The 20,789-nt window shown below is 67.2% G+C and carries 24 protein-coding genes, 1 tRNA gene and 1 pseudogene; 11 read left to right on the top strand and 15 right to left on the bottom strand.

Translation table 11 applies throughout. The features are described 5' to 3' along the window. Positions 1–9: 9 nt before the first annotated feature. Both eno and pyk read left to right on the top strand, forming a co-directional pair. A complete protein-coding gene (eno, locus tag P1K32_RS09745) occupies positions 10–1,206 on the top strand; it encodes a phosphopyruvate hydratase (protein ID WP_276249542.1) in 1,197 nt (398 codons plus the stop codon). Between the two features lies 1 nt (position 1,207). Further along, on the top strand, positions 1,208–2,965 hold the full coding sequence (pyk, locus tag P1K32_RS09740; RefSeq protein WP_276249541.1) for a pyruvate kinase: 1,758 nt from the start codon (positions 1,208–1,210) through the stop codon (positions 2,963–2,965). Positions 2,966–3,026: 61 nt separating this feature from the next. Here the strand turns inward: pyk and gap are convergent, their stop codons facing one another. Together gap and lpdA are read right to left on the bottom strand one after the other, a co-directional pair. After that, complete coding sequence (gap, locus tag P1K32_RS09735; protein ID WP_276249540.1) at positions 3,027–4,046, bottom strand: type I glyceraldehyde-3-phosphate dehydrogenase; 1,020 nt, start codon at positions 4,044–4,046, stop codon at positions 3,027–3,029. Between the two features lie 114 nt (positions 4,047–4,160). Next, the gene (lpdA, locus tag P1K32_RS09730) at positions 4,161–5,576 is read right to left on the bottom strand and encodes a dihydrolipoyl dehydrogenase (protein WP_276249539.1); all 1,416 of its coding nucleotides are present in this window, start codon (positions 5,574–5,576) and stop codon (positions 4,161–4,163) included. Between the two features lie 245 nt (positions 5,577–5,821). On the opposite strand from lpdA, the gene P1K32_RS09725 reads away from it, so the two are divergent. Further along, positions 5,822–6,604, top strand: coding sequence for an HpcH/HpaI aldolase family protein (locus P1K32_RS09725; RefSeq protein ID WP_276249538.1), 783 nt, complete (start codon positions 5,822–5,824; stop codon positions 6,602–6,604). Between the two features lie 250 nt (positions 6,605–6,854). Here the strand turns inward: P1K32_RS09725 and P1K32_RS09720 are convergent. The 8 genes and pseudogenes from P1K32_RS09720 to P1K32_RS09685 form a co-directional block, all read right to left on the bottom strand. After that, positions 6,855–7,208, bottom strand: a pseudogene (locus P1K32_RS09720) (rhodanese-like domain-containing protein); the annotation flags it as partial. Positions 7,209–7,248: 40 nt separating this feature from the next. Then, complete coding sequence (locus tag P1K32_RS09715; protein ID WP_276249537.1) at positions 7,249–7,710, bottom strand: NUDIX hydrolase; 462 nt, start codon at positions 7,708–7,710, stop codon at positions 7,249–7,251. 178 nt (positions 7,711–7,888) lie between these two features. Continuing rightward, complete coding sequence (locus P1K32_RS09710; protein WP_276249536.1) at positions 7,889–8,431, bottom strand: NUDIX hydrolase; 543 nt, start codon at positions 8,429–8,431, stop codon at positions 7,889–7,891. Beyond that, entirely contained in the window at positions 8,428–8,916 is a 489-nt protein-coding gene (locus tag P1K32_RS09705; protein ID WP_276249535.1) for a hypothetical protein, read from the bottom strand. Before P1K32_RS09705 ends, P1K32_RS09710 begins: the two co-directional genes overlap by 4 nt. After that, positions 8,916–9,329 carry a DUF5809 family protein gene (locus tag P1K32_RS09700; protein ID WP_276249534.1) on the bottom strand — a complete coding sequence of 138 codons (414 nt, stop codon included), beginning with the start codon at positions 9,327–9,329 and terminating at the stop codon, positions 8,916–8,918. Before P1K32_RS09700 ends, P1K32_RS09705 begins: the two co-directional genes overlap by 1 nt. A gap of 24 nt (positions 9,330–9,353) precedes the next feature. After that, positions 9,354–9,734 (bottom strand): DUF5810 domain-containing protein, encoded by a 381-nt coding sequence (locus P1K32_RS09695; RefSeq protein ID WP_276249533.1) that lies wholly within the window; start codon positions 9,732–9,734, stop codon positions 9,354–9,356. An 88-nt stretch (positions 9,735–9,822) separates the two neighbouring features. Next, entirely contained in the window at positions 9,823–10,311 is a 489-nt protein-coding gene (rimI, locus tag P1K32_RS09690) for a ribosomal protein S18-alanine N-acetyltransferase (protein WP_276249532.1), read from the bottom strand. Positions 10,312–10,658: 347 nt separating this feature from the next. Beyond that, on the bottom strand, positions 10,659–11,741 hold the full coding sequence (locus P1K32_RS09685) for an aminopeptidase (protein WP_276249531.1): 1,083 nt from the start codon (positions 11,739–11,741) through the stop codon (positions 10,659–10,661). An 88-nt stretch (positions 11,742–11,829) separates the two neighbouring features. Here P1K32_RS09685 and gnd point away from each other — a divergent pair, with 88 nt between their 5' ends. From gnd to P1K32_RS09660, 5 genes are all read left to right on the top strand, one after another. After that, complete coding sequence (gnd, locus tag P1K32_RS09680; RefSeq protein WP_276249530.1) at positions 11,830–12,729, top strand: phosphogluconate dehydrogenase (NAD(+)-dependent, decarboxylating); 900 nt, start codon at positions 11,830–11,832, stop codon at positions 12,727–12,729. Positions 12,730–12,832: 103 nt separating this feature from the next. Beyond that, on the top strand, positions 12,833–13,414 hold the full coding sequence (locus tag P1K32_RS09675; RefSeq protein WP_276249529.1) for a 2Fe-2S iron-sulfur cluster-binding protein: 582 nt from the start codon (positions 12,833–12,835) through the stop codon (positions 13,412–13,414). A gap of 34 nt (positions 13,415–13,448) precedes the next feature. Then, positions 13,449–13,521: transfer RNA gene (locus P1K32_RS09670), tRNA-Arg, on the top strand. 882 nt (positions 13,522–14,403) lie between these two features. Next, positions 14,404–14,802, top strand: coding sequence for an ArsR/SmtB family transcription factor (locus P1K32_RS09665; RefSeq protein WP_276249528.1), 399 nt, complete (start codon positions 14,404–14,406; stop codon positions 14,800–14,802). Further along, a complete protein-coding gene (locus P1K32_RS09660) occupies positions 14,802–15,518 on the top strand; it encodes a DICT sensory domain-containing protein (RefSeq protein ID WP_276249527.1) in 717 nt (238 codons plus the stop codon). The genes P1K32_RS09665 and P1K32_RS09660 overlap by 1 nt, the downstream gene beginning before the upstream one ends. Here P1K32_RS09660 and P1K32_RS09655 read toward each other — a convergent pair. Continuing rightward, positions 15,506–16,198: a hypothetical protein gene (locus P1K32_RS09655; RefSeq protein WP_276249526.1), complete on the bottom strand. Its 693-nt coding sequence runs from the start codon at positions 16,196–16,198 to the stop codon at positions 15,506–15,508. The two genes, P1K32_RS09660 and P1K32_RS09655, sit on opposite strands and share 13 nt — an antisense overlap. Before the next feature lie 98 nt (positions 16,199–16,296). Between P1K32_RS09655 and P1K32_RS09650 the strand changes: the two genes are divergently transcribed. From P1K32_RS09650 to queC, 3 genes are read left to right on the top strand one after another with little or no spacing between them, the layout of a single operon-like run. Continuing rightward, on the top strand, positions 16,297–16,746 hold the full coding sequence (locus P1K32_RS09650) for a 6-pyruvoyl trahydropterin synthase family protein (protein WP_276249525.1): 450 nt from the start codon (positions 16,297–16,299) through the stop codon (positions 16,744–16,746). Continuing rightward, on the top strand, positions 16,746–17,531 hold the full coding sequence (locus tag P1K32_RS09645) for a 7-carboxy-7-deazaguanine synthase QueE (protein ID WP_276249524.1): 786 nt from the start codon (positions 16,746–16,748) through the stop codon (positions 17,529–17,531). The genes P1K32_RS09650 and P1K32_RS09645 overlap by 1 nt, the downstream gene beginning before the upstream one ends. Before the next feature lie 19 nt (positions 17,532–17,550). Continuing rightward, a complete protein-coding gene (gene queC / locus P1K32_RS09640) occupies positions 17,551–18,249 on the top strand; it encodes a 7-cyano-7-deazaguanine synthase QueC (RefSeq protein ID WP_276249523.1) in 699 nt (232 codons plus the stop codon). Between the two features lie 60 nt (positions 18,250–18,309). On the opposite strand, the gene P1K32_RS09635 is transcribed toward queC, so the two are convergent. The 4 genes from P1K32_RS09635 to P1K32_RS09620 form a co-directional block, all read right to left on the bottom strand. Continuing rightward, complete coding sequence (locus P1K32_RS09635; RefSeq protein ID WP_276249522.1) at positions 18,310–18,696, bottom strand: methylglyoxal synthase; 387 nt, start codon at positions 18,694–18,696, stop codon at positions 18,310–18,312. 45 nt (positions 18,697–18,741) lie between these two features. Then, positions 18,742–19,008, bottom strand: a complete 267-nt coding sequence (locus tag P1K32_RS09630) for a HalOD1 output domain-containing protein (RefSeq protein ID WP_276249521.1) — start codon at positions 19,006–19,008, stop codon at positions 18,742–18,744. Between the two features lie 136 nt (positions 19,009–19,144). Further along, positions 19,145–19,807: a helix-turn-helix domain-containing protein gene (locus tag P1K32_RS09625; protein WP_276249520.1), complete on the bottom strand. Its 663-nt coding sequence runs from the start codon at positions 19,805–19,807 to the stop codon at positions 19,145–19,147. 385 nt (positions 19,808–20,192) lie between these two features. Then, positions 20,193–20,657 (bottom strand): deoxyuridine 5'-triphosphate nucleotidohydrolase, encoded by a 465-nt coding sequence (locus P1K32_RS09620; RefSeq protein ID WP_276249519.1) that lies wholly within the window; start codon positions 20,655–20,657, stop codon positions 20,193–20,195. Positions 20,658–20,789: the final 132 nt, after the last annotated feature.

The raw sequence follows: 20,789 nt of genomic DNA, 5'->3' as shown, positions 1-20,789 counted from the left end.
GGAGCACCCATGACACGCATCACCGACATCACACTGCGACGCGTACTGGATTCGAGAGGGAACACGACGGTCGAGGCGGACGTCTCGACGACGAGCGGTGGCTTCGGCCGCGCGGCGGCGCCCAGCGGGGCGTCGACGGGCGAACACGAGGCCATCGAACTGGACGCGGCCGACGCCATCGAGCGGGCCGAGGAGAAAGCGGTCCCGAACCTGGTAAGCGAGGTCGACGCGGAGAACCAGCGGGCGGTCGACGCCGCGCTACGGGAGGCCGACGGGACCACGAACTTCTCGGAGATCGGTGCCAACTCGGCCGTCGCCATCAGTATGGCCGCCGCCAAGGCCGGCGCCGACAGCATCGGTATCCCGCTGTACAACCATCTCGGCGGGACCTTCCGCGGGAACACGACCCCCACGCCGCTGGGGAACGTCATCGGCGGCGGGGCCCACGCCGCCGAGGCGACCAACATCCAGGAGTTCCTCTCGGTGCCGGTCGGCGCACCGAGCGTCGAGGACGCCGTGCTCGCCAACGCCCGGGTCCACGCTCACATCAAGGAGCTGCTCCAGGCCGAGGGTATCCCGACGAACAAGGGCGACGAGGGGGCGTGGGCGCCGCCTATCGACGACGCGAAGGCGTTCGACATCGTCGACGACGCCACCGCGACCGTCGCCGACGAACTGGGCTTCGAAATCGGCTTCGGGCTGGACATGGCCGCCTCCGAGCTCCACGAGGACGGCGAGTACGTCTACGACGACGACGTGAAATCGACCGCAGAACAGATAGACTACGTCGAGGAGATGGTCCACGAGTACGGTCTGAAGTACGTCGAGGACCCGCTCGACGAGAACGCCTTCGACGAGTGGGCCGAACTGACAGACCGGGTCCGCGACCAGACGCTCGTCTGCGGTGACGACCTGTTCGTGACCAACACCTCGCGCCTGCAGGAGGGCATCGAGACGGGGTCGGCCAACAGCATCCTCATCAAGCCAAACCAGATCGGGACGGTCACCGACGCCATCGACGCCATCGAACGCGGCGCCGAGCACGGCATCGAGTCGGTCATCTCACATCGGAGCGGCGAGACCGAGGACACCACCATCGCCCACGTCGCGGTCGGCACGGACGCCCCCTTCATCAAGACCGGAACGGTCGGGGGCGAGCGGACCGCGAAGCTGAACGAACTGCTGCGCATCGAGGAGCAGGCCTGAGATGCGGTCGGCGAAAATCGTCTGTACCATCGGCCCCGCCTCGGACTCGGTGGAGACGCTGACCGGGCTGGCCGAGGCCGGGATGGCCGTCGCCCGGATGAACGCGAGCCACGGCACGCCCGAGGACCGCCGGACAGTCATCGACCGGGTCCGCGAGGTCGACGAGGACACCGCGGCCCCGGTCGCGGTGATGCACGACCTCCCCGGTCCCGAAGTCCGGACGGCACCGCTTGCGGAACCCATCCAGCTGACGGACGGGTCAACGGTGCGGTTCGTCGTCGGAACGGAGGCCACGCCGGAGGAGATAGGGCTCTCACACGACATCTCCGCGGTCGAGCCGGGCGACCGCATCCTGCTGGACGACGCCCGTATCGCGGCCACCGTCGACGAGGTCGACGGCGAGACTATCACGGCGACCGTCGGGAACGGTGGGAAACTGGGCGGGCGCAAGGGCGTCATCGTCCCGGGCGTCGAACTGGGGCTGCCGACCGTCACCGAGAAAGACCAGACCGAACTGGAGGTCGCCGCGGAGAAAGAGGTCGACTTCGTGGCGGCTTCGTTCGTCCGTGACGGGGATTTCGTCCGCGAAATCGAGTCGACGCTCGAGGAACTCGGGGCGGACATCCCCATCATCTCCAAGATCGAACGGGACATCGCCGTCGACAACATCGACTCCATCATCGAGGCGTCCTACGGCATCATGGTCGCCCGCGGCGACCTCGGGGTGGAGCTCCCGCTCGAAGACGTCCCGATGATACAGAAGCGTATCATCCGCAAGTGCAACGAGGCGGGCGTCCCGGTCATCACCGCCACGGAGATGCTGGACTCGATGACCACTGCGCGCCGGCCCACGCGCGCGGAGGCCTCCGACGTGGCCAACGCCGTGCTCGACGGCACCGACGCCGTGATGCTCTCCGGTGAGACGGCCATGGGCGAGCATCCGGTGCGGGTCGTCGAGACGATGGCCAACATCGTCCAGGACGTCGAGGACGCCCCGGAGTACAGCGAGAACCGCGAACAGCACGTCCCGGACGCCGACCCATCGCGGGCCGACGCGCTGGCTCGCTCGGCCCGGTTCCTGGCGCGTGACATCGGCGCGGACGCCATCGTCGCCGCCTCCGAATCCGGCTACACCGCGCTCAAGGCCGCGAAGTTCCGGCCGTCGATTCCCATCGTCGCCTCGACGCCCAACGTGGAGGTACAGCGCCGACTGACCCTCTCGTGGGGTATCACGCCCGCGACGACGCCCTACACCGCCGAGGGCGCGGGTGCCGTCATCAACAGCGCCGTCCAGTCGGGCCTGGAGACGGGGGCCGTCGAGAGCGGCGACACGGTCGTCGTCCTCTCGGGGATGATGACGGAACTCGAAGGGGTCAACACCTCGAACATGCTGAAAATCCACGTCGCCTCCGAGACCGTCGGCCGGGGGGAGTCGGTGGTTCCGGGGCTCGTTTCCGGGCCCTTCCACCGGGTCGGTGACGGGAACCTCGACGACGTGCCCGAGGGTGCGATACTCAGTGTGCCGAAACACTTCGACGGGGAGTTCACCGGTGACACCGGGCGGATAGCCGGCATCGTCGACGCCCAGGCGGGCACGACCGGCTACGCGGCAGTGGTCGCCCGGGAGCTGTCGATTCCGATGGTCTCCGGCGCGACCGTCTCCGACGAAGCCACCGAGGGCGACGTGGTGACGCTGGACGCTGAACGCGGCGTTATCTACGACGACGCGATACAGAAGGGCGGTCAGGACGACCGGTAACACAGAGCGCGGGTGTCGGCCCGGACGGGCACGAGTCACCCACCCCGACCGCAGCTTCGGTTTACGTCTCGGAGATGTGCTCGGCGACGTCGAGCATCCGACTGGAGAAGCCGTACTCGTTGTCGTACCAGGTGAATATCTTGGTCATCCCGCCGACCACGTTCGTCAGGTCGAGGTCGACGTACGTCGAGAACGGGAGCCCGACGATGTCCGAGGAGACGACCGATTCGTCGGTGTAGCCCATGACCCCCTCGAGGTGGCCGTCGGCCGCCTCGCGGAACGCCGCGTTGACGTCGCCGGCGGTCACGTCTTCCTCGAGATTCACGAGGAGTTCGGTTATCGAGCCCGCCGGGACCGGGACGCGGATGGCCATCCCGTCGAGCTTCCCTTCCAGTTGCGGGAGGACCTCGGTGACCGCCTTCGCGGCGCCGGTGGTCGTGGGGATGATGTTCTCGGCGGCCGCGCGGCGGCGACGGGGCTTCCCGCTCGGCCCGTCGACGAGGTTCTGGGAGCCGGTGTAGGCGTGGATGGTGGTCAGCTGGCCGTACTCGATGCCGAACTGCTCGTCGAGGACGTCCACGACCGGGGTGACGGAGTTGGTGGTACAGGAGGCGTTCGAGACGATGTCCTCGCCGTCGTACTCGTCCTGATTGACGCCGTAGACGATCTGTTTGACCGGGTCCGACCCTTTCGGCGGCGCGGAGATGACCACCTTGTCGGCGCCCGCCTCGAGATACTGGCTGGCGTCGTCGCGGGTGCGGAAGATACCGGTACACTCGAAGGCGACGTCGACGTCGTGGTCGTCCCACGGGAGGTCCGCCGGCGAGGTCTCGCCGTACAGCGGCGCGGCGAAGTCGTGGTCCTCGACGACCAGCTCACCGTCGCTGAGTTCGACGCCGTCGAGCGTGCCCATCACCGTGTCGTACTTCGCCAGATAGGCGATCTCCTCGTTTTCCATCACGTCGTTGATACCGACGATGTCGACGCGGTCGTCCTGAAGCGCCGCCCGGAAGACGGTGCGTCCGATGCGCCCGAAGCCGTTCAGTCCGATGCGTACTGCCTCGTTGCCTGTAGACTGCATGATATGACTATAAAGCTAAATGTCCATAGCTGTTTGGATGTGTTAGCAAGTGGCAATCAGTGTGCGGTCTGCAGGCCGGCAGTCACGGATGTGAGATAGCAGGGCCAAACGGCGCTAGTGGGAGTGAATCGACTCTCCGACGGCGTCGGCGGCGGCGTCCGCAAGCGCCTCGGGGAAAGTCGGATGGGCGTGGGCCGTCCCCCTGAGGTCGTCGACGGTGGCGTCGAGTTCCAGCGCCAGCGTCGCCTCGGCGATGGTGTCGGAGGCGCGGGCGCCGACAATCTGTGCGCCGAGCAGTTCACCATTGGGGGCCGCGACTACCTTCACGTAGCCCGCGGGTTTGTTCGCCGAGAGCGCGCGCCCGGAGGTGGACATCGGCACCCGGCCGACAAGCACGTCGTCGTGCGCTTTGCGGGCCTCGGACTCGCTCTTTCCAACCACCGCGACCTCCGGGTCGGTGTACATCACCGACGGGAGGTAGTCGGTGCCCAGCGCGGCGTCGTCGCCGGCCGCAGCGGCGGCGGCGACCTTTCCCTCCTCGTAGGCGACGTGAGCCAGGAACGGCTCGCCTGCGGCGTCGCCGACGGCGAAGATGTTCTCGTCTGTCGTCCGCAGCTGGTCGTCCGTCTCGATGTACCCCGCCTCGGTCAGCTCGACGTCGGTGTTCTCCAGGGCGATACGGTCCCGGGCCGCCGTCGTGTCCCGCCCCGCCGCGACGATGACGTAGTCGGCCGAGAACCGCCGTTCCGTGCCGTCGTGGTCGACGAGTAACACCGGCCGGCCCTCCTCGTCGTACTCCAGCCCCGTGGCTATCGCGTTCGTGTAGATGCCGTCGGTGTACATCTCGCTGGTCTCCTGGATGGTGTCGACGACCTCCTCTTCGAACATCATCAGGACGCGGTCGCGGGCCTCGACGACCCTGACCGACGAGCCGAACTTGGCGAACTTCGTGACGGCCTCCATCCCGATGTACCCGCCGCCGACGACGACGAGCTCGTCGGGCACCGAATCGAGCTGGAGGACCTCTCGCGAGGAGATGACGCGGTCGTTGTCGAACCCAAGCCCGGGGAGTTCGAGGGGCTCGGAGCCGGTCGCGACGATAGCGTGGTCGAACTCGACAGTTCGGTCGCCCCGCTCGCCCTCGACGACGACGGTCGAAGAGTCCCGAAAGCGCGCCGTCCCGCCCAGAAGCCGGACGTCGTGGGCGTCCAGCCCCGCGCGGATGTTGTCGGTCAACTGCTCGATGACGTCGTCCTTCCAGGCCTGGACGGCGTCGAAGTCAACCGACACCTCGCCCGTCTCGATGCCGATATCGTTCCAGTGCTGGATGTCCCGCTGGAACCCGGCGGCGTGGATGAGGGACTTCGCCGGGATACAGCCGTGGTTGATACAGACGCCGCCGACCGTCTCCCGCTCGACCAGGGCGACATCCAGTCCCCGCTGAGCGCCCCGAATCGCCGCCGTGTAGCCGCCCGGACCGGCCCCGATGACGAGGAGGTCCGTTGCGAGCGCGCTGTCTGCGTGACTCATAAATTGTATAACATTTTCTGCCACATTATGGTTTGGGACAGCGCCACGCTCGCCCCGACCTGGCAGCCGGCGGACTGGTCGTTCGGGCTACATTTTAAGTCGTCGCCAGTGATATGTTAGTTTATGCCACACACAGCGGCTACGTGCCGACAGCGTCTCGACCGGTCAGGGCGGCCCCGGACCGTCGCGTCCGGCGCGGTGGCGCGCCCCGGTGGGCCAGCGAGCGCCACTGCGGAGCGAACACCATGAGAAGCGAAAATGGGCTTCGACGGGCGCTCGAATCGGGCGAGACGGTCTTTGGCGCCGCGGCCGCGACCTACTCGCCGACGGTCATCGAGATCATGGGCGACGTCGGCCTGGACTACGTCTGGCTGGACCTCGAACACGGCGGGCCAAGCCCCTACGACAGCACCGCGCTGGCGGCGCTGACGCGGGCCGCCGAGGCGGGCGGCATCGAGCTGCTGGTCCGGCTGCCCAAGCCCGAACCCACCCTCGTCCGGAAGGTGCTGGACGCCGGTGTACGGACTATCCTGTTGCCCCGCATCGAGACCGCCGACCAGCTGCGCCCGGCAGTCGAGGCCGCCTACTTCGCGTACGACGGTACGGTGGGCGACCGCGGGGTCGGCGTGGGACGGTCGGGCGAGTGGGCGGGCTACGTCGACAGCTTCGTCGGCGGCGAGGACAGCGAGGTGCTGGTCGGGACGATGATAGAGAACCAGCGCGCCGTCGACAACATCGAGGAGCTCCTGTCGGTGCCCCAGCTGGGCTTTGCCTTTGTCGGGCCGGCGGACCTCTCGATGTCGCTGTCGGACGGCGAGCCGCTCGCGGACACCGACGACGCCGTCGAGGCGGCCATCGACCGCACGCTCGAGGCCTGTCTCGCTGCCGACGTGCCTATCGGCCGCATCCAGAACGACCCGATGGCGGCCCAGGCGGCCATCGACGCGGGGTATCAGCTCGTCCGTATCGGCGGGGACAGCGGGGCGATTCGAGAGGTGCTTGGCAGTCGGCTGAGCGAACTCCGGTAGCTATCGCGACCCCCACAGTTCGCCTGGAGAAACGCCTGATACTACCGGTTTACCGGACCGAGCATCCGCGGACGAAACAGCCCCCAATAGAATATAGAGCCCAGCGAACTCAAAACGGCGCGTCGGGCCCTTCGTCGGCGTGCGTCGTTTCGGCGCCCGCCCCTTCGTCGGCGTGCGTCGTTTCGGCGCCCGCCCCTTCGTCGGCGTGCGTCGTTTCGGCGCCCGCCCCTTCGTCGGCGTGCGTCGTTTCGGCGCCCGCCCCTTCGTCTGTCCCACCGTCGCTGGCCGCCCCGTCACCCTCCTCGAATCCGCCCTCCCAGCCGGTCAGCCCCGGCTCGAAGCTCTCGACGCGGCCGTCGAACCCCTCGTAGGAAGCGATGAGCCGTGCGGCCTGGACGCTGGATTTCCCCTTCGGACAGACCGTCACGACCCGCTCGGCGTCGTCGAACTGCTCGACGCTGTCGACCAGCGAGGGCAGCGGGACGTTCTCGCTGCCGGGGATGTGGCCCCGCCGGAACGCCGCCGGCGAGCGGATGTCGATTATCTCCGCGCCGTCCGCGTCCAGAAGCTCTCGCATCTCTTCGTTCCCGATTTCGCCGTCCATGTGCGAGGCGTAGCGGTCGAAAGAGTAAATCCCCACCGGACTACAGCAGACCGTCGGCCTGCGCAAGGAGGATGGGCGTCAGCGCGTTCTCCATCACCTCGCCGTCGGTGGCCCGCGCGCGTGAGAGGGCCGTCGACGCCGGTAGCCGGACCGTCTCGATGGCTTCGCCGGCCTCGAGCTCGGTCTCGCCGGGCGTCAACCCGTCAGCGACGAAGACGTGGCGGTGATAGCGCAGCCACCCCGAGGGGATGTACGACTCGAGGTGGGTCACCGAGTCGGCGCTGAAGCCGGTCTCCTCCCGGAGCTCGCGGCGAGCAGCCTGTCGCGGTGATTCCCCGTGGTCGACACCGCCGGTCGGGAGCTCCAGCGTCGTCGTCCGGTGACGGGGCCGGTACTGCCGGACGAACAGCAGGTCCCCATCGTCGACGGCGACGACGGTCGCTGCGTCGGCCGGCTCCAGCCAGTAGTAGTCGGCGCGCTCGCCGGACGGGCGCTCGACCACGTCCTGGCCGGCGATGAAGAACGGCGTCTCCCAAGCGACGGCCGTCTCGTGGACCGGCCACGCGGGGTCGTCGGTGGTCCACGGTGCCGCCGGCCCGTTCCGGGCGGGTAGTCGCCAGCCGCCGCAGCCGGGTCCTCGCTATCCGCCGCCTCGCCATCCGCCTCGTCGCCCGAGTCGGTCACAGCAGCCCTTCGGCCTGTGCCAGCAGCACACCCTCGATGGTGGCGTCGTTGGCCGGTTCGCGCCGGGCGACGTCGAGCGCATCGTCGATGGGGACGGTGGTCACCGAGAGGAACTCGTTGTCGTCGAGCTCCTGGTCGGTCGGGGTGAGCCCCTCGGCGAAGACGATACCTCGCCGATGACGCAAGACGCCGGTCGCACAGTCGAACTCCTCCAGAAGGGAGACGCCCGAGGGTTCGAAGCCGGTCTCCTCGCGCAGTTCCCGGGCGCCGGCGGTCGTGTAGGACTCACCGTCCTCGACGATACCGGCGGGGAGTTCGAGACACTGCTGGCGGATGGTCGGCCGGTACTGGTCGACGAATACCAGCTCGTCGCCGGTGCGGGCGACGACGACGACGGCGTCGGGCAAGTCGGCCCAGTAGTACTGTTTCTCGGAGCCGTCAGGCTGGCGCACGCGGTCGTAGCCGCCGGTGTACCAGCCGGTCTCGTATTCGGCCTTGCTCTCGAGGACGGGCCACTCGTGGGTCGGATCGCGGCTCATGGCTCTTGTGTCACCGCCAGCCGGTAAACGGTTCCGTCGTGACTCACGCGGACAGCGTCACCGTCGACGGCCGCGGGGTACTGCTGGGCGAGCGAATCGTACTCGTCGAACGGCGAGTGGGTGAAAGCGCCCTTGATGCCGACCGGCCCCCGGTAGTAGGCCGTCGACTGGCCCGCGGTGTCGGCGGTCGCGTTTTCCAGCGCCTCGGTGGTGTAGGGGTAGCGCCGCTCGGAGAGGGTCCCCGCGTCGACGACGCTCGCGTTCTCGGCGCTGGCTGTCGCGGCAGTGGCGGTCCCGCCGGGCGTCGCAGTGGTCCCAGCCTCGCCAGTCGCGTTCGCGGTGCCGTTACCGACCTCGCCGACGGGCGTCGCGGTCATGTAGTAGGGGTCACCGCTCTTGAGGTAGCTCGGCAGGGCCCCCAGCGCCAGCAAGAGGACGGCGATAACAGCCATCGCCAGCAGGAAGTTCCGGGTGACCCGGCGCATCAAACGACCTCGCTGTAGATGCGACCGAAGGCCTGCCGGCGGAGGGTCCCGACGGCGGCGTCGCGTTCGGACTGGTAGGTCGCGGCGACGGCCGTCTCGGCGAACGGTGGCGCGTGCCAGACGACGTTGTCGACGTTGTCCGCACCGATGACCTCGACCTCCTGGTCCGTCTCTTCTCGCCACTCGTCGAACTCCTCGCGGCTCCCCACCGTCACCGCGAGCGACTCGGCAAAGAGCACGTCCCGGGCCGTCTCGACCACCTCGCCGGTGACCCGTTCGCGGTACGCCTCGGCGTCGAGGCCCATCGCCTTGGCGACCTCCTTGACGACGACCTGTGCGGTCGAGCCCAGCGACTCGTAGCGGTCACGCGCCGCGGCAGCTGTCGGCGGCGAGAACTGCCCCTCGGTCTCCATGCCCGCTCGTAGGAACTCGCGGGATTACTGGGTTTCGTCTTCGGCCGCGTCCCCGTCCTCGAGCATCTCCTTCGTCAGCTCGCGGGCCTCCGCGAGCACTTCGGCGTCCTCGTCACTCACCGACGCCGCGCCGCGGTGGCTGTCGGCCCCCGGCGGCAGGTCGTCGGCGTGGTTGTGCTCGCCCGTCCCGCTCTCCTCGAACACCTGCGGAAACTCCCGCTCCTCGGCGTGGTCTACCACGCGCTCGGCCAGTTCCGTCTCGCCGAACTGCCCCCACTCGGGGACGTGCTCGTCAAGCCACGCCTCGTGGTCGTCACCGCCGGTCAGCGCCGTGAAGGCGAGGTGGTTCGCCAGATGCGTGGCGTCGGCCTGTGGGTCCGAACAGACTGGACAGGCGTATCCCATGGTAGCTGTGTGGAGGGGCTGCCGTCATAAATCGGGTCGGGTTCGGCGACCGCTCGACTGCGGGCATCGCGTGTTCAGCCAGCGACGACTACAGCAACCGGACCATCACCAGCGCGTCCTCGCCGTTGCTGTAGTAGTTCGGGATGGTCTTGCGGTGTTCGAAGCCGAACTGGCGGTAGAGCCGGAGTGCCTCCTCGTTTTCGGCCCGGACCTCCAGTTTGGCCGAGGCCGCGCCGACCGACTCGAGCTGGGAGAGCGCCCGACGCAAGAGCGCCGTCGCGACGCCCTCACGGCGGTGCTCCTCGCGGACCGCGAGGTCCTTGACGTGACCCAGCGGTGTCCCGTGGTTGGGAACGGTATCGGCGATGACGTAGCCGGCGACGCGGGCCTCGTCGGTGTCGGTCTCGGCGACGAGAAAGCCCGACTCCCCCAGATAGCTCTCCAGCGCCGAGAACGGCCAGGGCTGGGGGAACACCGACTGCTCGATGCGGTGTATCGCCAGCAGGTCCGCCCGTTCCGCCGTGCGAATACGGATATCGGCGGCGCCGTCCGCGCCGTCCGACGACACCGTCGTCACGGGCAGTGGTATGGGGTGGCGGCACATAGGTGTTATCGCCGCGGGGACAATTCGTCAGCCGAGTAACGAAAATCGCAACACCTCGGCCGGAACCTTCTTTACCACCACTGTCGAAGCACCGACTGCACCCACTTTGGGTGCCACCACCCCCAACCCCCCACCCCTTTCGCGGATTTAAATAGATACGTCGGAGCGACGGCGCTGGCGTCCCGCGGTGTTCCCGTCACCTGCGGCTCCGCTCACTTCCGATGAACTCCGTCCATCGGCGTTCGCAACCACTCCGTGGTTGCTCACTTCCGAGAGACGCCAGCGGCGTCTCTCGACCCTCGCAAATCCTACGGATTTGCTCAGTCCCACACGAACTGCCCGTCGACCTGCACCGTCTCGCCGTCGACCTCCAGCCGGGAGCCCTCGCCCATCGTGGTGATGAGGTCCTCGTGGACCGCGCTGTCGTTGCCCGACTCGCCCTCGGGCAGACAGGCGTCGTAGGCCCGCCCCAGCGCCAGATGGACGGTGCCGCCCATCTTCTCGTCGAAGAGGATGTTGTCGGTGACCCGGTCGACGCCGCGGTTCATCCCGATGCCCAACTCGCCCAGCCGGCGCGAGCCGCCGTCGGTCTCCAGAACCTCCTCGATGACGTCGGCGCCCTGTGTGGCCGCGTAGTCGACCACGACGCCATCTTTGAAGGTTAGTTTCACGTCCCGCACGCGACGGCCCTGGATGGTCATCGGCACGTCGAAGGTGACGACGCCGGCGGTGTCGGCGGGGGCCGTAAAGACCTCCCCCGACGGGAGGTTGTGGGAGTCGTAGGCGACGCTGGCGGCGGAGTTGACCGCGATGCGGTCGGTGATATCGAGCGTGAGGTCCGTCCCCTCGTTCCGGATACGGACGGTCTCGCCGTCGTCGAGGATGTCCTTCAGCCGTGCTTGCTCCTCGGCCAGCGCCTCCCAGTCCCGCAGCGTCGCGTCGTAGACGAAGTCCTGATACTCGGCGTAGGCCATCCCGGCCTGCTGGGCCATCGCCCGCGTCGGGTGCTGGGTCGAGACCCAGTCGGTGTCGAGCCGGGCTTCCCGGATGGCCTGGCGGGCCTTCGAGTGGGCCTGTCGAACGTCACCGGGCACGTCCGCGCTGCCGGCAGTGTTGTTCGACCCCTTCAGAATCAGGACGCTATCGGCGGCCTCGTACAGCGCCAGTTCGTGGTCGGGGTCGGACTCGAAGGCGCCGTCGTGGGCCTGCAGGTACGCCCGCTGGAGCTCCGGCGAGCGGTACGTCGAAAGCAGGTTCGCGCCTTTCTCGCCGAGCTGTTCGGCGACGGCGACACCCAGGTCGTGAGCGCCCTCGCCGACCTCGAGGACGACGTCGTCGCCGGCCTCGATTCGAGCGCTCCACTCGACGAGCGTGCGTGCGTGGTCCCGTATCCGTTCGTCCATGGACGGGGAGAGGGTGGCCGGGGTCGAAAGGGTACCGCCCGGCGGCCCGAACCGCAATCCCTACCTGCCCGCTCGCTGAGGCCAGAGTATGGAACTAGGCGTCATCGGACTCGGACGCATGGGACGCATCGTCGTCGACCGCGTGCTGGACGCGGGTCACGACGTGGTCGTCTTCGATATCGACGAGGAAGCGGTGGCCGACGCCGCCGACGCGGGGGCACGGCCGGCGGACTCTATCCCGGACCTCGCACAGTCGCTGTCGGGCGACAAGCGCATCTGGCTGATGGTCCCCGCCGGTGACCCCGTCGATGCGGCGCTTGACGAACTGGAACCGCACGTCGACCGCAACGACGTCGTGGTCGACGGGGGCAACTCACACTTCGAGGACTCGATTCGCCGAGCGGCGAAGACCGAGGCGGCGTATCTCGACTGCGGGACCTCCGGCGGACCCGCAGGTGCGGAGCTGGGCTTCTCGCTGATGGTCGGCGGCAAGCAGTGGGCCTACGACGAGCTCGTCCCGGTCTTCGACGCCGTCGCGACCGGGCCCGAGGGCCACGACCGCATGGGACCCGCCGGCTCGGGCCACTACGTGAAGATGGTCCACAACGGCGTCGAGTACGCGCTGATGCAGACCTACGGCGAGGGGTTCGAACTGCTGGCCAACGGCCGCTACGACCTCGACCTCGAAGCCGTCGCGCGCACGTGGAACAACGGCGCCGTCATCCGCTCGTGGCTGCTGGAACTGTGCGAGGAGGCGTTCCGCGAGGAAGGGACGGACCTGGGCGACGTGGCCGACCGAGTCGAGGGCGGTTCCACCGGGACCTGGACCGTCCAGGAGGCACTGGAACAGGAAGTGCCGGTGCCGCTCATCTACCAGGCGCTCGGTGAGCGCTTCGGCTCGCGGGCCGACGACGGCCGCTTCTCGCGACGGCTCGCCAACCGGTTGCGCTACGGCTTCGGTCGCCACGAGGTTCCCCGGCGGGAGTGAGGAGAACCGCAGATTCGCGAATGCCGGCCCCGCACCGGTATCGGGACACTGCGGCGACCGAAAAAACAACAGCTAATTAAATCAGTACTCCAAAGCCACCGATATGGTATCACTCGTAGGCGTCCTCTCCGGGCTCACGCTTACCCTCATCGTCGTAGCCTTACACTACGCGAAGGGGACCGGCTGGGAGGCACCGGAGGACATCTCGCAGGAGGTCCTCGAACAGCGGGCCGCATCGGTTCCGGAGACCGACTTCCCGGAGCCGTACAACCGCGGTATCGGTGGCGGCAGCGCGGCGGCGATTCCGGCCGGCGAGGCCGAGGGCGAACTCGGCGAGTCCGAGGCAGAAGAGGAAGAAGCCGGCTTCGACCCCGACGATATCGCCGACGACGAGGTCGAGTACTACGAAATCGAGTTCGCGAAAGAGGGAGAGACCATCGAGGTCGCCAGCAACGAGAACCTGCTCGAGGCCGGCGAAGAGGAGGGGTGGGACCTCCCCTACGCCTGCCGCGAGGGGCAGTGTATCTCCTGTGCGGGCCAGATTACCGACGGGCCCGCCGAGGAGTACATCCGCCACAGCAACAACGACTCGCTGATGGACGACGACATGGAGGACGGCTACTGCCTGACCTGTGTGGCCTACCCCACCGAGGAGTTCACTCTCGAGACGAGCGAATCCCCGTAAGCTGACGTCGTTTTCGTGTTCCTGTGGCGGTCGTGGGTGGCTAGTTCAGTGGACAGAACGCCTGGTTCCGGACCAGATGGTCGGGGGTTCGAATCCCTCGCCGCCCGTTTGCCGGCGATTGCGAGACGTGACCGGAGAACGTCTCGGAGTAGTGAGCGGTGAAACCGCGAACAACAGTGAGCCGTGCAAACGGCCCGTGGATTCGAACCCGGGGAGCCACAGCCCGGGAAACGAGCGGAGCGAGTGACCCGGAATGTCTCCACTCGGTTCGAATCCCTCGCCGCCCGCTGTCGCTCCTCGCGACCGCTCGCGGTTCGTTGGGAGCAATCCCTCACCGCCAGGTGCTGTGCCGTTTGCACGCAGCCATGCGGTTTCGGTCCAGCGGCCAGCGAGCTACCCCACTAGTTAGGGGATGTGGACAAGTCCCAATATCGCGACGGATAACGTACAGATGGACGAAGTACGCTACGAAGAGCAAGACCAGCGCGCAATTCTGCAGAGCGAACACGACGGCGAGTGGCTCTCCTCGGACGCCGTCGTCGAACTCGACGCCTGGCAGTAGCCCGAGCGGTCGAACGGAGTTCCGACACCGGTGAGACACTGCGAGTCGAAGGTACGAGTCGTCGAGTCAGCTGTCGCCGGGTTCGAGCCGTTCGGACCCGACACTAGCGACCGGACGCCCGCCCATTCGTTCGACTCAACCCGCGTCGCGCCTGGGCGCCCCACAGTCACACGGCCGCGGGTGGACGAATCGCCACCGCCTCGGGCGCGCACGCCACAGTAACCGGTTCATTCCGGTGAGATATGTGACATCACACGCGGTATCGGCGATCCGTCCAAGACGTTCAGAAACCCTCCTTCGTGCCGACTGCGCGCGACAGTACTGGTGCAGTGCCGGTAACTATCTGCCACCAGTAGGACGGTAAGCCAATAATTCTTTTTGAATAACATATATTAGCGGTGTCAGTCAAAACGGAGACAACGATACCATGACCGCCAAGGAAAACCAGGCGACCGAGCTGGATTTCTCCGCCAGCAGTAGTGACGTCGACTACCCGCCGCCCGACGACCTCTTCAGGGCGCTGGCCAGCAGCGAACGACGCCGTCTACTGGCGGCGTTGCCGGCCGAGTCGGCGATGACGCTGGACGAACTCACCGATATCCTCGTCGGCTGGCAGAGCACCACCGACGGGCCCGCGGGACCAGACGAGTGGGCGAAAGTCAAGATAGAACTCGTCCACGCCCACCTCCCGCTGCTGGCCGACGCCGGGCTCGTCACCTACGAAGACGAGGAGATAGCGCGCACCACCTATCCGGAGCCGATCGAGGAGCTGGTGGCGTTCGCCGGAGAGTACGACTCGGCGGTCGCGGAGACCGAACTCGCCTGATGAGCTTCGGGCGGATTCTCTCGGACGTCGCCAGCCGGCAAAAGCAGGTCATCGTCTACGCGCCCGACGATAGCGGGAGCGAACTCGCGGACGTGCTGGCGACGCGCAACCTGACCGTCGACCACCGGCAGCTCCCGGCTATCAGTAGCGAGGCCTTCGTCATCGTCAGAGACAACGGGGAGTTCCAGGGGGCGCTCTCGCTCGCGGACCTGCTTTCCTTTCTCACCCCGCCGATCCGCCGCCCGGAGGACCTGGACTCGCTCGCCCGGAAACACCGTATCGTGTACGAACTGCTCGACGACACCGTCTTCGTCTCGCTTGACCGCCGGCAGCTGCTTGCCACGTCCCGCGAGCTGGAAGACCGGGCGTGGCGTACCGGCCACGGCCGCCTCCACGCGGGGTTCCAGCGCGCCGACGCGTTCGAGGCACAGCGAACCGTCTACCAGGAGCTGTCGACGACCGATATCGACATCCATCTGTACGTCCCCGGCGGGGTCACGGGGGACCCACTCACGGACACGCCGCTGACGCTCCACACAGGAAACGGCGAGCGGGACCGTTACTGGTTCATCCTGTTCGACGACGGCGACAGCGGCGCCCAGAACTGCGCGCTCATCGCCCGCGAGACCGACGGCGGTCGCTACCGGGGCCTGTGGACGTACAACGAGGCGCTCGTCGAAGAGGCGTTCAAAGCCGTCAGTAGCTACGATTCGTAGGCTTGCTCGATGTCCGTCTTCGCCTGCGGGATGACCCGCTTCTCGGCCCGGCGCATCGACCGCAGCGCCTCGTCAGTGAAGTCGACTTCCAGGTTCGGGAGCGCGCGAGCGAGCCCGCCCAGGACGTCGCCGGGGTCGATAGCCAGCTCGAAGGCGAAGGCCTCCCGTTCCTCCTGCAGCGGCGTGGTGAACACGAAGTGCTCCTCGACCATCGACAGCGCCGCCTCGCGGTCGTAGGCCGCGACCACAGCCCCGAAGAAGTCGTCGCTGTCGGCCGCCACCAGCGGCGCAAGGGCGTCGCCGAAGGCCCGCTGGCGAGCCAGCAGCCGCTCCCTGATTTCCTCGCGGCGCTGCCCGCGGATATCCCGCCTGAGCGTGTCCCAGTAGAGGTCCCGGGCGAGCACCTCGTCGGCGTAGGCCGCAAAGTCCGAATCGGTGTCGGCGGCGTAGTCCAGCACTGGGTCGAACTGCCGGAGGATGGTCCGCTGGTACTCGCGGAGCTTCGGGCGAACGACGTGTCGTTCCAGCGGCCGGCTGTTCTTCAGGAGCTTGCTCACCGCGCGGGAACTGCCGCTTCGGGACCCACGAAGCACGGCCGCCACGTCGAAGGCCTCGTACGTCTCGTCTACGAGGTCCGAGAGGTAGCGCTCGAACCCCTGCTCGACGGCGTCTCGGGTCATAGACGCCTCTGTGGACTCCATCGTCCTATCGTTTGTGCCAAACTCCCACGGTCCGGGCCTGCCGAACGACTTATGTCGGCGTCCGATAATCACAGGATATGCCCCAGCGAATATCGCAGTCGGCGGACCCCGTCGCCGCGGCGGGTGAGCGAGCGCTCGTCGTCGGCGGTGACCGACCCATCCGCATCTCGGCGGGTCACCGGCTCATGCACCACGACGGGAAGTGCTCGCGCCCCCACGGCCACAACTACGAGGTCACCGTCCGGCTCTCGGGCGAGCTCACCGAGGAGGGGTGGGTCGTCGACAAAGGCGAGGTCACGAGCGTCATCGACGAGTGGGACCACCGCTTCCTGGTCGAGGACGGCGACCCGCTGGTCGAGGCCTTCGAGGCGAGCGGCGACGGCGACGCGCTGGTGGTGCTGGACCATCCGCCTACGGCCGAAGTGATGGCCACCGTGCTGGAATCGCGGCTGACCGACCGGCTCCCGGACACCGTCTCGGACGTGCGCGTGACGGTTCGGGAGACCAGCGAACTCTGTACCCGCTGATGCCGGTCGCCAGCGACACCGACGGGCTGGACGAGGCTGTCGAGCGAAGTGCGGACGCAGCCGAAGGTGACCTCCCCATCAACGAGCTGTTCTGCTCGCTCCAGGGCGAAGGGCGACTGGCCGGCGTACCGAGCGTCTTCGTCCGCACGAGCGGCTGTAACCTCCGGTGCTGGTTCTGTGACTCCTATCACACCTCCTGGGAGCCCACGGGCGACTGGTACGGCGTCGACGATATCGTCGCCGCGGTGGCCGAGTACGACGCCGACCACGTCGTCCTGACCGGCGGCGAACCGCTGGTCCACGAGAAAAGCGCGGACCTGCTGGAGGCGCTCGCCGACCGGGGGTACCACACGACCGTCGAGACCAACGGTACCATCTCCGCCGACGCCCCTATCGACCTGGCGAGCGTGAGTCCCAAACTCGAATCGAGCACGCCCACCCCCGAGCGGGACCCGAAGGGCGACGGCGAGTGGGCCGACCGCCACGAGGACCGCCGGCTCGACGTGGACGTGCTGGCGACCTTCGTCGAGAAGTACGAGACCCAGCTAAAGTTCGTCGTCACCGGACCCGAGGACATGACCGAAATCGAGGCGCTGGTCGAGGACGTACGCGGGGCGGCCGACGCGCCCGTCCCCGACGAGGCGGTCCTGTTGATGCCGGAAGGACAGACCCGCGACCAGCTGGACGAGAGCCGCCGCGTCGTCGCGGACCTGGCCCTGGAGTACGGGTACCGGTACACGCCGCGGCTCCACGTTGACCTCTGGAACGACGCGCCGGGCACCTAGACACCCACTCCCGACAATTATGACCACCAACGACCGCGCTGTCGTGCTCGCCTCCGGCGGCATGGACAGCGCCACGGCGGCCTACGAGGCACAGGCACGCGGCTACGACGAGCTGTATCTCCTCCACACGAGTTACGGCCAGAACACCGAACAGCGCGAGTACGACTGTGCCCGCGCACTCGCGGACCACGTCGACGCGGCCGACCTCTGTCACGTCGAGACGAGCCACCTCCAGCAGATCGGCGGCTCGTCGCTCACCGACGACGAGATGGCCGTCGAAGAAGCCGACACTGACAGCGACGAGATTCCCAGTTCCTACGTCCCCTTCAGGAACGCCAATCTACTCTCGATGGCCGTTTCGTACGCCGAGGCCAGCGACTGTACGGCGGTGTTTATCGGTGCCCACAGCGAGGACTTCTCGGGCTATCCCGACTGCCGGCCCGCCTTCTTCGAGGCGTTCCAGCAGGTCGTCGACGTGGGGACGAAACCCGACACCGATATCGAACTGCTGGCCCCCTTCGTCGAGTGGTCGAAGACCGACATCGCCGAGCGCGGCCTGGACCTGGGCGTGCCCTACGAAGACACGTGGAGCTGCTATCGAAGCGACGAACCCGCGTGTGGGACCTGTGACGCCTGTGCGTTCCGGCTGGGGGCGTTCCAGGCACTGGACGAGCGAGACCCTATCGAGTACGACCGGCGCCCGGACCACACCGCCTGAGGTGGGCCACGGCGCCGGGCGAGACCCTATCGAGTACGAACAGCGGCCCGACTACCGGGATTAAGTAGCCGCGTCGGCGTCGCGGGCGAGTCCCTCGATGACGTACTCACCGGCCGACCGACACGTCGCCAGCGGCACGTCGTGGACGTCACAGATACGAATCAGGGCCCCGATGTCCGGCTCGTGTGGCTGGGCCGTCATCGGGTCCCGCAGGAAGACGACACCGTCGACCTCGCCCTCGACGACCTCCGCACCGATCTGCGTGTCCCCGCCGACGGGGCCGCTCTCCTTGCGTTCGACGTCCAGGCTCGTCTCGGTCGCGATGCGCTGGCCGGTCGTGCCAGTCGCGACCAGCTCGAACGTCGAGAGAACGTCCTCGTATGCTTCGACGAGGTCTATCATCGTCGGCTTCTCGTCGTCGTGGGCGATGAGCGCGACTCGGGTCACAGCCGGCGGGTCACCGCGTGGAAATATATGCGTACTGGATGGCGATCAGGCCACTGTCACGTCGCCGCCGGCCGTCACCGTGATCTCGTTGCCCTCGACGTCGAACGTGATCGTGTCGTCGTCGCCGTCGCCGACGACGGCCCGCAGCTTCGCCGCGTCGACGTACGAGCCGATGTAGTCGATGTCGTCCTCGGTGAGGTCGGTCGCGTCGAACAGCGCCTCGGTGATGACGGCCTCTGCAGGTTCGGGGCTGACCCACTCGTCGTCGTCGTGACCCCGTATCATGTACACTGTTCCGTTCTCCGATTTCATATGCAGATGTACACACCTTACTCATATAACGTGGTACGAGCGGTTTCAGAGCGTGAAACAACCCGAGAGATGGAGCAGCGGCTGGTGACCCCCCTGAGGTCGCTGCCGTCGGCGACGACCCCTGTGTGTTCCGGTTTCAGTGCTGGTGTGACCCGATAGACGGGCGCGCGGGCGCAGCCAGCGTGTTCGCGACGAGCGTCTGGGTCCCCCGCCGGAGCCGCTCAGAAGCGGCCTGGCTGGAGATGTCCAGCTGTGCGGCCAGGTCCGAGAGCGAGGCGTTGCGGGGGACCGTGTAGTAGCCCCGCTCCAGCGCGAGCAGCAGGACCTCCCGCTGTGGGTCGGTCACGCCGAACTGCGTCGACGCCTCGTCCTCGTCCTCGCGCATCTGCTTGACTTCCACGTCGAAGCCGTCGGCGACGAGGTCCTCGCGGAACGTGAGCAAGGAACTGCGGTCGGGGAACCGGGCCTGAACGACCCATTCGTCCTCTATGAGGTCGGCCCGCACCAGCATCCCGTCGGCGGTCAGCAACCCGCGACTCATCGCATCGAGCGGTTCGTCAACCGTCGTGATGACGTACCAGTGCCCCTCTGCCTCCGGCCCCAGATGTGACGTCGGGCCGGCGGTGTCGTCGGTGGCCAGCGCCGTGTCGATGGTGTCACGGTCGGCGACGTCGACCCAGACTGCCGCCCGGCAGCCACCCTCGGTGCGGTGCAGCCGCTGTATCGAGACGGCCCCGTCGGGGAGTCGCCCCGCGGCCTCTCGAAGGAACCCTGTCTCTATGTGAAATGTGACTATCACGTAACAGATTGCGACTGCAACTTATATAAAACTCTGGCAAACGACGCCGGCCGAACGGACTATGTGGGGCGAGTCGAGACGAGAGCTGTCAGAGGCACCAGTCGCCCGACGTCGCCACCACCAGCCGATATTACTCGTCGATGGTATTTAAATGCGTAGCACGGTATGCCAGGTGATACCATGGTTTCGACCGCGTTACGCGGCGCCCACGGGTCGCTTCGCTCACGGTTTCACCGTTCGCTTTCGAGGCGTCTCCCGTCGGTCGACGCCTCGCTATCGCTCCCCGTTCCACCTCGAGGCGTTCACTTCGTTCACGCCTCGCTACTCGCGGTTCCCTCTGGTCACCGCTCGTCTGTAACGAGGCGTTCACTTCGTTCACGCCTCGCTAGTCCAGATTCTCGCCCTGATAACTCCCCTCGTAGGTCCCCTCGTGGGCCGCCTCGGCGAGGACCAACTGGGCGATGCGCGCGCCAGCTTCCAGTTCGATTGGATGGTGAACCTCCAGCAGCCCCTCGCCCCGTCCTTCATAGCCCGCGTCCCACACCGCCGTATCCAGCATACAGGAGTTCCGCAACAGCGACGACCGGGGGTAGAGGAAGCCGACGTGGCCCTCCGGGATGACCACGCGGTCGCTGTACTCGACGACGTAGCCGCCCACGTCGAGCGCGTAGACGTCGTCCTCGGGCTCGACCTCGCGCCGGTCACCCACAGTCTTGCCCTCCCGGCCGATACGGCCGGGGTCGACCTGTTCGTACACCGCACCCAGCCGAAGGTCGACACCGTTTGGCTGAATCTGTGCGCCAGTGAGGTCGTCGAGGCGCTCGGCCACGAACTGCCCGCTCTTGAACATACCGTCGCTGGCACCGCCACAGCGAAAACACTGCTGTTCGAACCCTGAGGAACAACCGTCGGCTGGTGACGGATGATGAAAAATAGGGCGGGATACGCGGGATTTATACCCGCGCGCCGTCGATTGTCGGAC

This window comes from Haloarcula rara (assembly GCF_029338235.1).
GTDB lineage: Archaea > Halobacteriota > Halobacteria > Halobacteriales > Haloarculaceae > Haloarcula > Haloarcula rara.
This window is presented reverse-complemented; position numbering and strand designations above follow the sequence as displayed.

Excerpts from the sequence above, each read along its gene's own strand:
- lpdA (WP_276249539.1), bottom strand. The coding sequence starts at position 5,576 with ATGAGTCACGCAGACAGCGCGCTCGCAACGGACCTCCTCGTCATCGGG.
- P1K32_RS09705 (WP_276249535.1), bottom strand. The coding sequence starts at position 8,916 with ATGCGCCGGGTCACCCGGAACTTCCTGCTGGCGATGGCTGTTATCGCC.
- P1K32_RS09645 (WP_276249524.1), top strand. The coding sequence starts at position 16,746 with ATGCCGGTCGCCAGCGACACCGACGGGCTGGACGAGGCTGTCGAGCGA.
- P1K32_RS09655 (WP_276249526.1), bottom strand. The coding sequence starts at position 16,198 with ATGACCCGAGACGCCGTCGAGCAGGGGTTCGAGCGCTACCTCTCGGAC.
- queC (WP_276249523.1), top strand. The coding sequence starts at position 17,551 with ATGACCACCAACGACCGCGCTGTCGTGCTCGCCTCCGGCGGCATGGAC.
- P1K32_RS09700 (WP_276249534.1), bottom strand. The coding sequence starts at position 9,329 with ATGGAGACCGAGGGGCAGTTCTCGCCGCCGACAGCTGCCGCGGCGCGT.
- P1K32_RS09630 (WP_276249521.1), bottom strand. The coding sequence starts at position 19,008 with ATGAAATCGGAGAACGGAACAGTGTACATGATACGGGGTCACGACGAC.
- P1K32_RS09685 (WP_276249531.1), bottom strand. The coding sequence starts at position 11,741 with ATGGACGAACGGATACGGGACCACGCACGCACGCTCGTCGAGTGGAGC.
- P1K32_RS09675 (WP_276249529.1), top strand. The coding sequence starts at position 12,833 with ATGGTATCACTCGTAGGCGTCCTCTCCGGGCTCACGCTTACCCTCATC.
- P1K32_RS09660 (WP_276249527.1), top strand. The coding sequence starts at position 14,802 with ATGAGCTTCGGGCGGATTCTCTCGGACGTCGCCAGCCGGCAAAAGCAG.
- P1K32_RS09695 (WP_276249533.1), bottom strand. The coding sequence starts at position 9,734 with ATGGGATACGCCTGTCCAGTCTGTTCGGACCCACAGGCCGACGCCACG.
- pyk (WP_276249541.1), top strand. The coding sequence starts at position 1,208 with ATGCGGTCGGCGAAAATCGTCTGTACCATCGGCCCCGCCTCGGACTCG.
- gnd (WP_276249530.1), top strand. The coding sequence starts at position 11,830 with ATGGAACTAGGCGTCATCGGACTCGGACGCATGGGACGCATCGTCGTC.
- P1K32_RS09665 (WP_276249528.1), top strand. The coding sequence starts at position 14,404 with ATGACCGCCAAGGAAAACCAGGCGACCGAGCTGGATTTCTCCGCCAGC.
- P1K32_RS09650 (WP_276249525.1), top strand. The coding sequence starts at position 16,297 with ATGCCCCAGCGAATATCGCAGTCGGCGGACCCCGTCGCCGCGGCGGGT.
- gap (WP_276249540.1), bottom strand. The coding sequence starts at position 4,046 with ATGCAGTCTACAGGCAACGAGGCAGTACGCATCGGACTGAACGGCTTC.
- P1K32_RS09725 (WP_276249538.1), top strand. The coding sequence starts at position 5,822 with ATGAGAAGCGAAAATGGGCTTCGACGGGCGCTCGAATCGGGCGAGACG.
- P1K32_RS09620 (WP_276249519.1), bottom strand. The coding sequence starts at position 20,657 with ATGTTCAAGAGCGGGCAGTTCGTGGCCGAGCGCCTCGACGACCTCACT.
- P1K32_RS09710 (WP_276249536.1), bottom strand. The coding sequence starts at position 8,431 with ATGAGCCGCGATCCGACCCACGAGTGGCCCGTCCTCGAGAGCAAGGCC.
- eno (WP_276249542.1), top strand. The coding sequence starts at position 10 with ATGACACGCATCACCGACATCACACTGCGACGCGTACTGGATTCGAGA.